The sequence below is a fragment of the Streptomyces sp. NPDC056361 genome (genome assembly GCF_042262805.1).
Lineage (GTDB): Bacteria > Actinomycetota > Actinomycetes > Streptomycetales > Streptomycetaceae > Streptomyces.
Genome location: NZ_JBHJQI010000199.1, coordinates 1 through 11,339 on the forward strand (window position 1 = coordinate 1; position 11,339 = coordinate 11,339).

The window sequence follows — 11,339 nt, forward strand, 5'->3', positions numbered from 1 at the left end:
ACTAATCTGGCGTTGATTTTTGGCACGCTGTTGAGTTCTCAAGGTGCGGACGCTTCCTTCGTTCCTGTTTCCAGGCCCTCCGGGCGCTTCCTTCGTTTCCGACTCTATCAGATCTTTTCGATCCGATTTCCTCGGTGCTTTCCGGTCCCTTTCGCTATTCGCTCCGGGGGCCTTTCGGCGTGGTCACTACGTTAGCTGATTTCCGTGGAGGCTCATAATCGAGTCATTCGAAACGAATTTCGGAATGCCGAAATGAACCCCGATCGGGGTGTCATCTTGAGTAGTGGATGGCCGCTGCGGGGCACCTGAACAAGCAGGTCCTGTTCCAGCGGCTCGGGCCACGTTAGTCGCTTGGGTGGGCAGAGTCAAGGCGGCGCTTGCGGGGGGTGTGGGGGCGGTAGGGGCTGACCGTGGGGTCGTCGGTGAGCCAGAAGCGCCAGGGGTGGGGGGCGCCGTCGCCGCCGACGCCCGTGCGGGGGCCGGTGCGGACGCGGGCCGGGGGCGGTGGGGTGCCGGTGAGGAGGGCGAGAGGGGCGTCCGGGCCTGCGCAGACGTCGGTGCCGTTGAGGGAGAGGGCGACGTCGAGGGCCGTGGCCAGGCGGGCCGGTCCCTTGGCGAGCTCGTGGTCGGAGCGGGCCGAGCGGCGGCGGGGCCGGGCCTGGTCGGCGCCGCGGAGAAGTTCACCCGCGCGCAGCAGGACACCACTCGCCTGGCCCTCGGGGCCGCACACCAGGTTCAGGCAGTGCCACATGCCGTAGGTGAAGTAGACGTACGCGTGACCGGGCGGGCCGAACATGACGGCGTTGCGTGCGGTGCGGCCGCGGAAGGCGTGCGAGCCGGGGTCGATGGCGCCGGCGTACGCCTCGACCTCCGTGAGGCGCAGCTCGATGCGTCCTTCCTCCGTGTTGCGGACGAGTGTGCGGCCGAGGAGGTCGGGGGCCACGTCCAGAACGGGTCGGTCGAAGAAGGTCCGCGGGAGCGGCGTACGGTCGGGGCTCTCGCTCATGGCGCCCGAGCGTAGTAGGGGAACCGGCTACGGTCGTCGCGCGTATGTAGGGGTCAGGACCTGAGAAGGAGTGGAAGTCATGGGATTCAAGAAGCTGCTCGCGAGCCTCGGTGCCGGTGGGGCCAGCGTGGAGACGGTGCTCACCGAGGAGAACGTGGTCCCGGGTGGGGTCGTCCAGGGTGAGGTGCGGATCCAGGGCGGCAGTGTCGACCAGCAGATCGAGGGGCTGTCGATCGGGCTGCAGGCGCGTGTCGAGGTCGAGGGCGGCGACCAGGAGCACAAGCAGGACATCGAGTTCGTCAAGGTGCGTCTGGGCGGGGCCTTCGAGGTGAAGGCCGGGGCGGTGCACGTGGTGCCGTTCGGTCTGGAGATCCCGTGGGAGACGCCCATCACGTCGGTCTCCGGGCAGCAGCTGCGCGGGATGAACATCGGTGTGACGACCGAGCTGGAGATCGCCCGTGCCGTGGACTCGGGTGACCTGGACCCGATCAACGTGCACCCGCTGCCGGCGCAGCAGGCGATCCTGGACGCCTTCCTCCAGCTGGGCTTCCGGTTCAAGAGCGCGGACATGGAGCGCGGGCAGATCCGGGGGACGCGTCAGCGGCTGCCGTTCTACCAGGAGATCGAGTTCTTCGCGCCGCAGCAGTACCGGGGGCTGAACCAGGTCGAGGTCAGCTTCGTCGCCGACGACCGCGAGATGGACGTCGTCCTGGAGATGGACAAGAAGCCGGGTCTGTTCGGTGAGGGCAGCGACTCGTTCCGCGCGTTCAAGGTGGGGCTGCACGACTTCCACACCACCGACTGGGCGGCGTATCTGAACCAGTGGCTCGCCGAGGTCGGCGGACGTCGTAACTGGCTCTAGTCTCGGCAGCCTCGGCCGGACAGCTGCCGAGGCAGTAGCAACAGGCGATTCGGAGGATTCGACGTGTCCGAGGGCAAGAGGGCGCCGCTCCCGCACGACTTCCATCCGCCGGTGGCGGCGTTCACCGTGGTGAGCGACGACGTCGTGCCGGGCGGGGTGCTGAAGGACGCTCAGGTGTACGCGGCGGGGAACACCTCGCCGCACCTTCGCTGGGAGGGGTTCCCGGCGGAGACGAAGAGCTTCGCCGTGACCTGCTTCGACCCGGACGCCCCGACGGGGAGCGGGTTCTGGCACTGGGTGCTGTTCGACGTCCCGGTGTCGGTGACGGAGCTGCCCGTCGGTGCGGGGTCGGGGTCGTTCGAGGGGCTGCCGGCGGGTGCCGTGCACGTGCGGAACGACTACGGCTCGAAGGAGTTCGGCGGCGCCGCTCCCCCGGCCGGGGATCCGGCGCACCGTTATGTGTTCACGGTGTACGCGGTGGACGCCGAGAAGCTCGGGCCCGACTCCGACGCGTCGCCGGCGGCGATCGGCTTCAATCTGCGTTTCCACACGCTGGGGCGTGCCCAGTTGGTCGGTGAGTACGCGGCTCCCGCGGCGGTCTGATCGTTCGTTTGTTGTTTGCCCGCTTCTGGTCTTGGAGAGATCAGAAGCGGGCACCTTTTGTTTCGCGAGAAATTCCGTTGTCCGACCCGGCCGGCCCGGCCATCGTTGATCCAAGCCCGAAGCCCCATAGCGGGGCTGGGGCCGGCACACGGGAGGTGGGCAACATGCGGGACACACTGGTACTCAACGCGAGCTTCGAGCCGCTTTCGACGGTCACGCTCAACCGTGCGGTGGTGCTCGTCCTGCAGGACAAGGCCGTCGTCGAGCAGGCCCATCCCGATCTCCGGGTGCGAGGTGCCGCCGTCGACCTGCCGGTGCCGCGGGTGATCAGGTTGTGCCGCTATGTCCGGGTGCCGTTCCGAAGACAGGCCCCGTGGTCGAGGAGGGGGGTGCTGGTCAGGGACCAGCACCGGTGCGCGTACTGCGGGCGGAGGGCGACGACGGTCGACCATGTCGTGCCGCGGGCGCAGGGCGGTGGGGACAGCTGGCTGAATACGGTCGCCTCGTGTGCGGAGGACAACCACCGCAAGGCCGACCGGACGCCGGAGCAGGCCGGGATGCCGCTGCTCCACCAGCCGTTCGAGCCGACGCCGGCGGACGCGATGCTGCTCGCGATGCGGGCGAGCGAGCGGTCGGAGCTCCCGGCGTGGCTGGCGAACTCGGCAGCGTAGCCGGGTGATCCGCAGTCGTACGGAAGGGCCCGTCTCCCCCGGTGGGGAGGCGGGCCCTTCCGTCGTTCGGCGTGCGGGGTCGGGCGCGGGGGCTACTTGAGCGTCAGTTGGAGGATCGCGACGATGCCGACCGCGATGATGACGCCGCGCAGGACCGAGGGGGGCAGTCTCCGTCCGACCTTGGCGCCGATCTGGCCGCCGAGGGTGGAGCCGACGGCGATGAGGAGGACGGCGGTCCAGTCGAAGTCGGCGACGAAGAGGAAGAAGACGGCCGCGACGCCGTTGACGAGGGCGCCGAGGATGTTCTTGACGGCGTTGATGCGCTGCAGGGTGTCGTGGAGCAGCAGGCCCATGAGGGAGAGGTAGAGCACTCCCTGCGCGGCGCCGAAGTAGCCGCCGTACATGCTGGCGAGGAGGAGGCCGACGAGGAGGACGGGGCCGCCGTCGGGGTCCGCCTCGGTGCCGGTCTGCTCGCGGCGGCGCTTCACCGCTGCGGAGATGCGGGGCTGGAAGAGGACCAGGACGAGCGCGAGGCCGATGAGGACGGGGACGATCGCGTCGAAGGCCTCGGACGGCAGGGCGAGGAGCAGGACCGCGCCGATGAGTCCGCCGAGGAGGGCGACGGCCCCGAGGCGGAGGATGCGGGACTTCTGTCCCTTGAGCTCGCGGCGGTAGCCGATGGCCCCGCTGATGGAACCGGGTACGAGGCCGAGGGCGTTGGAGACGTTCGCGGTGATCGGCGGGAGTCCGGTCGCGAGGAGGACGGGGAACGTGATCAGCGTGCCCGATCCGACGATGGTGTTGATGGTGCCGGCGCCGATGCCGGCGGCGAAGACCGCCAGTGCTTCCCAGATGGACAACGCCATCTCCTTACATGGTCAGTGGCTCGCCTCCCCGCCCTGAGGTCGTCAGGGTCGAGGGGCTCGCACCGATCATGCCCGAGGATTACGTGTACGTGTCAGTCAACCGGCGGTTCGTCTCGCCGCGCGGACGGTACGTCGCCCTTGACGTTGAAGCCGGGGACGCCGCCGCTCGCGTTGCCGAGGGCGCCGGAGAGGCCCTTGAGGGCGTCGCCGATCTCACTGGGCACGATCCAGAGCTTGTTGGCGTCGCCTTCGGCGATCTTCGGGAGCATCTGGAGGTACTGGTACGACAGGAGCTTCTGGTCGGGGTCGCCGGCGTGGATGGCCTCGAAGACCGTGCGGACGGCCTGGGCCTCGCCCTCGGCGCGCAGCGCGGCGGCCTTGGACTCGCCCTCGGCGCGGAGGATCGCCGACTGCTTCTCGCCCTCGGCGGTGAGGATCGCGGACTGGCGGGTGCCCTCGGCGGTGAGGATCGCGGCGCGCTTGTCGCGCTCGGCGCGCATCTGCTTCTCCATCGAGTCCTGGATGGAGGTCGGCGGCTCGATCGCCTTCAGCTCGACGCGGTTGACGCGGATGCCCCACTTGCCGGTGGCCTCGTCGAGGACGCCGCGCAGGGCCGCGTTGATCTCCTCGCGGGAGGTGAGCGTCCGCTCCAGGTCCATGCCGCCGATGATGTTGCGCAGGGTGGTGACGGTGAGCTGCTCGATCGCCTGGATGTAGCTGGCGACCTCGTACGTCGCGGCGCGGGCGTCGGTGACCTGGTAGTAGATGACCGTGTCGATGTTGACGACCAGGTTGTCCTGGGTGATCACCGGCTGCGGCGGGAACGGGACGACCTGTTCGCGGAGGTCGATCCGGTTGCGGATCGAGTCGATGAACGGGACGACGATGTTCAACCCGGCGTTGAGGGTGCGCGTGTAGCGGCCGAAGCGCTCCACGATCGCCGCACTCGCCTGCGGGATGACCTGGATCGTCTTGATCAGGGCGATGAAGACGAGCACCACCAGAATGATCAGGACGATGATGACTGCTGACATCGTGTTCCCCGTGTCCTTCGCTGCCGGTTGACTGCCGGGTGGCCTTGCGTGATCAAGTTTCCCAGATGGCGTAGCGTCATGGGTGAGGTTCGGTCACATGACGACGGCTGTTGCCCCGTCGATCTCGATGACGTCGACCTGTTCGCCCGGTTCGAAGCTCTGTCCGGTGTCGAGCGTACGGGCGGACCAGACCTCGCCGGCGAGCTTGATGCGGCCTCCGCCGCTGTCCACCCGTTCCAGAACGACGGCCTGACGGCCCTTCAGGGCGTCGATGCCGGTGGCGAGTTCGGGTCTGCCGTCGCGATGGCGGGCGGCGATCGGGCGCACCACCGCGATGAGCGCCACCGAGACGACGACGAAGACGAGCACCTGCGGGACGATGCCGAAGCCGAGGGCCGCTGTCACCGCCCCCGCGACCGCCCCCACGGACAGCATGCCGAACTCCGGCATCGCGGTCAGGACCAGCGGAATGCCGAGCCCCACCGCGCCGATCAGCCACCAGACCCATGCGTCGATGTCCACATGGTCATGGTAGGGCGGGTGGGGCTCTCCGGGACAGGGCGCGGGCGGCTGTGCGGGACGCCGGCGCTCCGTACGGCTACTTCAGGGGCAGGCCGTGCGCGGTCCAGCGGTCGCCGACGCGCTCGACGACGAGCGGCAGGCCGAAGCAGCGCGAGAGGTTGCGGGAGGTCAGCTCGGTCTCCACGGGGCCGGCCGCGAGGACCTTGCCCTGACGGATCATCAGGACGTGGGTGAAGCCCGGGGCGATCTCCTCGACGTGGTGGGTCACCATGATCATGGAGGGGGCGTACGGGTCGCGGGCGAGGCGGCCGAGGCGGCGGACCAGGTCCTCGCGCCCGCCCAGGTCGAGACCGGCGGCGGGCTCGTCCAGGAGGAGGAGCTCGGGGTCGGTCATCATCGCGCGGGCGATCAGGGTGCGCTTGCGCTCGCCCTCGGAGAGGGTGCCGAACTTGCGGTCCAGGTACTCGTTCATGCCGAGCCGGTCGAGGAAGGCCTTGGCGCGGTCCTCGTCGACCGGGTCGTAGTCCTCGTGCCAGGTGGCGGTCATGCCGTACGCCGCGGTCAGCACCGTCTGGAGGACGGTCTGGCGCTTGGGGAGCTTCTCCGCCATCGCGATGCCGGCCATGCCGATGCGGGGGCGGAGCTCGAAGACGTCGGTGCCGACGCCGCCGAGCTGCTCGTCCAGGATCCGGGCGGTGCCCTTGGTGGGGAAGAGGTAGCTGGAGGCGATGTTCAGAAGGGTCGTCTTGCCGGCGCCGTTGGGTCCGAGGATCACCCAGCGCTCGCCCTCCTTGACCGACCAGGAGACCTCGTCCACCAGAGCCCGTCCGTCGCGGACCACGGATACGTCCACCAGCTCCAGTACATCGCTCATGAGCGCGTTGTCTCCCCTTGCGGTCGAGTCGTGTCAATCGCCTTGCGCCGATGGGCGCGGCGTCCAGGGGAAAACCTACGTTATCGACGGAGCGGACCGGTCCGTAGGGCGTCCTTAGAGTCCTTAGTCTGGGGGGATGCTTTCGGAACCACGTTCAGGACGCCTGGCCGCCTGGGGCAACGCCCTGCTGGCCGGGGCGGTGTCGCCGGACGACGCGGCGCTGGCCATTGTCGGGGAGGACGCGGTGCACCGCGTGGAGGGGCTGCCCGGTGAGGCGGGGCCGGTGGGGCTGACGCTGGCGCTCGGCCGGTTGCGGCGGCTCGGGGTCACCGGGTGGCGGGTGGCGCTGCCCGCCCCGGGGCATCCGCTCGGGCTCAGCGGCCCGCCCGACTTCAACGCGCGCGCGTTGGAGGCCGAGGAGGCCGCGGTGGGCTTCGGCGCGCCGTACGGGCTCGTGCCGGAGGTCTCCGAGGCCGGCCCGGCGGGCGACGTGCACGTGGAGGTCCTCTGGCGGTGTCTGGCGGTACGGGAGGCCCCGCCCGCGGACGTGCCCTCGCTCGGCGAGGCCGAGCGGGAGCTGGCGGAGGCCCTGCGGGACGCGACGGCAGTGCTGACCCGGCTGGACGTGGCGGCCTCCGGGCCCGCGGCGGAGGCGGCGCGCGAGGCGTACCGGGCGCGGGCGGAGGTCGGGCGCGAGGTGCTGGCGCCCGGCTATCCGCCACGTGCGGTGCGGGTCCTGGAGCTGGCGCAGCGGATCGGTCTGCTGGTGAACCTGGCGTACGGCCACGGGCACGGGGGGGCGGTGAGCGCGTCGGAGATCGCGGCGCGGGGGGAGGCGTTGCGGCCGGTGGAGAGGGTGGCGCGGAGGGCGCAGGTGGCGGCGTACAACGCGTATGTGGAGGAGCGGGAGCGGGAGCGGGGGGTCTGAGCCGGGGGCGTGTCCGTCGCCTGCCGGCCGTGTGGGGCGGTGCCCACTGGCGTTGTGGCCTGCGCCCCTTGGTGTGTAGGCCTGCGCCCGCTGGCGTATGGGGCGGTGCCCGCTGCCGTCGTGGGCCTGCGCCTGCTGCCCGTGTGGGCAATCGTCCCGCAGGGCGGGACGGGTGGGCACACGGGACGGCGCCCTCGGCGGCGCCTCCGCCCCCCTGCACCTACCCGCACCCCATGTGAGCCGCGCACCCGGTGCGGGTTCAGGCGCGGAAGCCTAGGCCCGGCAAGGGGCGCCGTCCGTTGTGCCCACCCGTTCCGCCCTGGGGGTCCCCCCGGACGAAGTCTGGGGGAGGAACGATTGCCCACAACGGGCGGGGGCGGGAGCCAGGGTGGGCGCCGTCCCAGTGGAACGGATGCCTGCGACGGGGAGCCGGGGGTGTGGGGGATGGCGGCGGCCCCCGGGGGGTGGTCCGGGGGCCGGGGGTGTGGGGGGTCAGCCGTTGAGGGCGGTGTTGCCGAAGGCGGGGTTGAGCAGGCCGATCACGTTGATCGTGTTGCCGGAGACGTTCACGGGGACGTGGACGGGGACCTGCACCAGGTTGCCGGAGGCGACGCCGGGAGAGTTGAGGGCCTTGCCCGTGGCGTCGGCACCGCCGTGGGCGGAGGCGACGCCGGCACCGGCGGCGACGATGCCACCGGCGACCATGGTGAGGGCAGCGGCCTTCTTGAGGTTCTTCACTTGGTACATCCTCCTGGTCATCGCTGCGGCAGGTCCGCCGCAGCACGCCTTGGAGAACGCCGTAGCCCCCGTCGGGTTGCGCCGAACGGGGGATATACACACGACGGTATGAAGTACTGAACGGTCGTGCGCCCGGCGCGTAAGGGGGGCGCGTCAGTCGGTGAGACCGTGGCGCACGGCCCAGAGGGCGGCCTGGGTGCGGTCCGCGAGGTCGAGCTTCATGAGGATGTTCGAGACGTGGGTCTTGACCGTCTTCTCGGAGAGGACGAGGGCGCGGGCGATCTCGCGGTTGGAGCGGCCGTCCGCGATGAGCCCGAGGACCTCGCGCTCCCGCTCCGTGAGGGTGGTGCCCCGCCCCGTACCCCCCGGTGAGTCGTCCTGGGCGAGGAGCGCGCCGGCGACCTCGGGCTGGAGCAGGACGTGCCCGGCGTGGACGGAGCGGATCGCGCCGGCCAGGGCGTCGGGGTCGATGTCCTTGTATACGTAGCCGAAGGCACCGGCGCGGAGCGCGGGGACGACCGTGCGCTGCTCGGTGAAGCTGGTGACGACGAGGACCCTGGCGGGGTTGGCGAGCTCGCGGAGCCGCTTGAGCGCCTCGATGCCGTCCGTGCCGGGCATCTTCACGTCCATGAGGACGACGTCGGGGCGGAGCTCCTCGGCGCGGGCGACGCCCTCGGCGCCGTCGGAGGCCTCCCCCACCACCTCGATGTCGTCCTGCACCTCCAGGAAGGTGCGCAGGCCGCGGCGGACGACCTGGTGGTCGTCGACCAGCAGGACTCGGATCGGCCGGTCAGCCACCGGGAACCTCCATCTCGATCGTGGTGCCCTCGCCGGCGGCGGAGGTCACGGTGAGCGCTCCGCCGACGCCGCTCGCCCGGTCCCGCATGGAGACCAGCCCGAGGTGGCGGCCGGCCTTGCGGACCGTACGCGGGTCGAAGCCCCTGCCGTCGTCGGTGACGGTGAGCCGGGCGCCCTGGCCGCTGCGGGCGAGGGTGACGGTGACGTGGGCGGCGTCGGCGTGCCGCAGGGCGTTGTGCAGGGCCTCCTGGGCGACCCGGAGCACGGCCTCCTCCTGGGCGGCCGGCAGGGCCCGGGCGGCCTGGCCGTCGAAGGTGACCCGGGCGGTGTGGGCGCGGTCGAGGACCTGTATCTGGGTACGGAGGGTGTGGACGAGGCCGTCCTCGTCGAGGGCCGCGGGGCGGAGCTCGACGACGGCGGCGCGCAGTTCGTCGGCGGCTTCGGCGGCGAGCGCGGCGACCTGCTGGAGCTCGCCCTTGGCGCGGGCCGGGTCGCGGTCGACGAGGGCGGCGGCGGCCTGGGCGGTCAGCCGGAGCGAGAAGAGCTTCTGGCTGACGGCGTCGTGCAGCTCGTGGGCGAGGCGGGAGCGCTCCTCGGCGATGGTGAGCTCGCGGCTGCGCTCGTACAGGCGGGCGTTGGTGAGGGCGATGGCGGCGTGCTGGGCGAGGATCGACAGGAGTTCCTCGTCCTCGGCGGTGAAGCCGCAGCCGCCGCTCTCCTTGGCGCAGCGCTTGTTGGCGAGGAAGAGGGCGCCCAGGATCTCGTCGCCGTCCCGGACGGGCAGGCCGAGGAAGTCGGACATCTCGGGGTGGGCGGCCGGCCAGCCCTCGAAGCGGGGGTCGAGGCGGACGTCGGCGAGCCGTTCGGTCTCGGCCTTCTGGAGCATGGCGGCGAGGATGCCGTGCTGCCGGGGCAGGGGGCCGATCGCCTTCCACTGCTCCTCGCTGACCCCGTCGACCACGAACTGGGCGAAGCCGCCGTGGTCGTCGGGGACGCCCAGGGCCGCGTACTCGGCGTCGAGCAGCTCGCGGGCGGAGGCGACGATCGTCTTGAGGACGTCGCGGACCTCCAGGTGGCGACTCATCGCGAGGAGGGCGGTGCTCACGGCGGCCAGGCCGGAGCTCGGTCGATGGCTCATGTGTTCACCGTACGGCGGGGCATGACCGTCCGTATCCGTCCGGGGACGGCGTGGGAGGGACCGGGGGACCTAGGTCGTAGGGCCGGGGAGGCCCCGGGAGGGGCTCTCGTCCCCAGGAGGGACGGGTACTCACCGTGTGCATTGCTGGCGCAACGCCTGGTGAGGTTGTTACGGGGCCGATGTGAGGCCGGGCATAGGACCCACATCACTTACGAAGCCGCCTAGTGGAGGCGAGAGGTGCTGGCAGGGGCGTAGGGGCTGGCCCGGGAGGGGTGTCGGTGGCCGGCACACGGGCCCCTGATCCACTACCCGGGATCGTACGTCACACCTTTGCCACGAGATTTTGCGGCCGCTAAGAATTGCCCTCGTCGCCGTCGAGCAAGGCGAAGCAGCACCGCCCCGGCGGAGCGACCCCCAGCGATTCGAAGAGGTTTCTGCATGTCTGCGAACACCCCTGGCCACAGTCGTGGTCTGAAGAAGACCCACAAGGCCACGATCGCCGGCGTCGCCGCTCTGGGCGCCGCAGCGCTCACCCTCTCCCTGGTGCCCGGCAACGGCTCCACCGAGACCGAGCCGCAGGCCCTGTCGGGCACGCAGCAGGTCGCCTGGTCGTACGACGCCGCCAGCCCGCAGGCGAAGGCGCTGGCCGCCAGCGTCAGCGAGCAGCAGAGCACCGTCGGCCTGAAGGCCAAGCAGGAGGCCGAGGCGAAGGCCAAGGCCGCGGCGAAGGCGAAGGCCGCCGCCAAGGCGAAGGCGGACGCCAAGGCCAAGGCCGCGGCGAAGGCCAAGGCCGACGCGAAGGCGAAGGCGGCCGCGAAGGCCAAGGCGGACGCCAAGGCCGCCGCGAAGAAGCGTGCCGCGGCGAAGACGGCCGCGAGCCGTTCCGTCGCCCGCACCCCCGTCTTCGCGAACAACCTCGACGGTTGGATCCGCGAGGCGCTGTTCATCATGGACAAGCACAACATTCCGGGCAGCTACAACGGCCTGCACAAGAACATCATGCGCGAGTCCAGCGGCAACCCGCGCGCCATCAACAACTGGGACATCAACGCCATCAACGGCATCCCGTCCAAGGGCCTCCTCCAGGTCATCTACCCGACCTTCAAGGCCTACCACGTGCCCGGCACCGCGTTCGACCAGTACGACCCGGTCGCCAACATCGTCGCCGCGGCCAACTACGCCGCCGACCGCTACGGCTCGATCGACAACGTCAACAGCGCGTACTGATCCGCTGTCGCGCCGCCGTACGCCTCCCGTACGGCTCCCGTACGCCCGAGGGCGGCACCCCCACTGTGGGGG

The 11,339-nt window shown here is 70.7% G+C and carries 13 protein-coding genes; 5 read left to right on the top strand and 8 right to left on the bottom strand.

Annotation, left to right across the window (positions count from 1 at the left end; all coding sequences use genetic code 11):
- Positions 1–343: 343 nt before the first annotated feature.
- Positions 344–1,006 carry a DNA-3-methyladenine glycosylase gene (locus tag ACFCY7_RS37200; protein ID WP_376490506.1) on the bottom strand — a complete coding sequence of 221 codons (663 nt, stop codon included), beginning with the start codon at positions 1,004–1,006 and terminating at the stop codon, positions 344–346.
- Positions 1,007–1,085: 79 nt separating this feature from the next.
- On the opposite strand from ACFCY7_RS37200, the gene ACFCY7_RS37205 reads away from it, so the two are divergent.
- From ACFCY7_RS37205 to ACFCY7_RS37215, 3 genes are all read left to right on the top strand, one after another.
- Positions 1,086–1,868: a sporulation protein gene (locus tag ACFCY7_RS37205; protein ID WP_376490507.1), complete on the top strand. Its 783-nt coding sequence runs from the start codon at positions 1,086–1,088 to the stop codon at positions 1,866–1,868.
- A 63-nt stretch (positions 1,869–1,931) separates the two neighbouring features.
- Complete coding sequence (locus ACFCY7_RS37210; protein ID WP_376490508.1) at positions 1,932–2,471, top strand: YbhB/YbcL family Raf kinase inhibitor-like protein; 540 nt, start codon at positions 1,932–1,934, stop codon at positions 2,469–2,471.
- Between the two features lie 164 nt (positions 2,472–2,635).
- Complete coding sequence (locus ACFCY7_RS37215) at positions 2,636–3,142, top strand: HNH endonuclease (protein WP_376490509.1); 507 nt, start codon at positions 2,636–2,638, stop codon at positions 3,140–3,142.
- Positions 3,143–3,234: 92 nt separating this feature from the next.
- Here the strand turns inward: ACFCY7_RS37215 and ACFCY7_RS37220 are convergent, their stop codons facing one another.
- The 4 genes from ACFCY7_RS37220 to ACFCY7_RS37235 all read right to left on the bottom strand — a co-directional run bounded on the left by ACFCY7_RS37220 (position 3,235) and on the right by ACFCY7_RS37235 (position 6,438).
- Positions 3,235–4,008, bottom strand: coding sequence for a sulfite exporter TauE/SafE family protein (locus ACFCY7_RS37220; RefSeq protein WP_376490510.1), 774 nt, complete (start codon positions 4,006–4,008; stop codon positions 3,235–3,237).
- A 92-nt stretch (positions 4,009–4,100) separates the two neighbouring features.
- Positions 4,101–5,042, bottom strand: a complete 942-nt coding sequence (locus ACFCY7_RS37225) for an SPFH domain-containing protein (RefSeq protein WP_376490511.1) — start codon at positions 5,040–5,042, stop codon at positions 4,101–4,103.
- A gap of 93 nt (positions 5,043–5,135) precedes the next feature.
- Positions 5,136–5,564, bottom strand: a complete 429-nt coding sequence (locus tag ACFCY7_RS37230) for an NfeD family protein (RefSeq protein WP_376490512.1) — start codon at positions 5,562–5,564, stop codon at positions 5,136–5,138.
- Positions 5,565–5,640: 76 nt separating this feature from the next.
- Positions 5,641–6,438: an ABC transporter ATP-binding protein gene (locus ACFCY7_RS37235; RefSeq protein WP_376490513.1), complete on the bottom strand. Its 798-nt coding sequence runs from the start codon at positions 6,436–6,438 to the stop codon at positions 5,641–5,643.
- Between the two features lie 136 nt (positions 6,439–6,574).
- Here ACFCY7_RS37235 and ACFCY7_RS37240 point away from each other — a divergent pair, with 136 nt between their 5' ends.
- On the top strand, positions 6,575–7,366 hold the full coding sequence (locus ACFCY7_RS37240; protein WP_376490514.1) for a hypothetical protein: 792 nt from the start codon (positions 6,575–6,577) through the stop codon (positions 7,364–7,366).
- A gap of 492 nt (positions 7,367–7,858) precedes the next feature.
- Here the strand turns inward: ACFCY7_RS37240 and ACFCY7_RS37245 are convergent, their stop codons facing one another.
- From ACFCY7_RS37245 to ACFCY7_RS37255, 3 genes are all read right to left on the bottom strand, one after another.
- Positions 7,859–8,104, bottom strand: a complete 246-nt coding sequence (locus tag ACFCY7_RS37245; protein ID WP_376490515.1) for a chaplin — start codon at positions 8,102–8,104, stop codon at positions 7,859–7,861.
- 153 nt (positions 8,105–8,257) lie between these two features.
- Entirely contained in the window at positions 8,258–8,902 is a 645-nt protein-coding gene (locus ACFCY7_RS37250) for a response regulator (protein ID WP_376490516.1), read from the bottom strand.
- A complete protein-coding gene (locus ACFCY7_RS37255) occupies positions 8,895–10,040 on the bottom strand; it encodes a GAF domain-containing sensor histidine kinase (protein ID WP_376490517.1) in 1,146 nt (381 codons plus the stop codon). The genes ACFCY7_RS37250 and ACFCY7_RS37255 overlap by 8 nt, the downstream gene beginning before the upstream one ends.
- Positions 10,041–10,478: 438 nt before the next feature.
- On the opposite strand from ACFCY7_RS37255, the gene ACFCY7_RS37260 reads away from it, so the two are divergent.
- Positions 10,479–11,267, top strand: a complete 789-nt coding sequence (locus ACFCY7_RS37260; protein ID WP_376490518.1) for a transglycosylase SLT domain-containing protein — start codon at positions 10,479–10,481, stop codon at positions 11,265–11,267.
- The last annotated feature ends 72 nt before the right edge of the window (positions 11,268–11,339 follow it).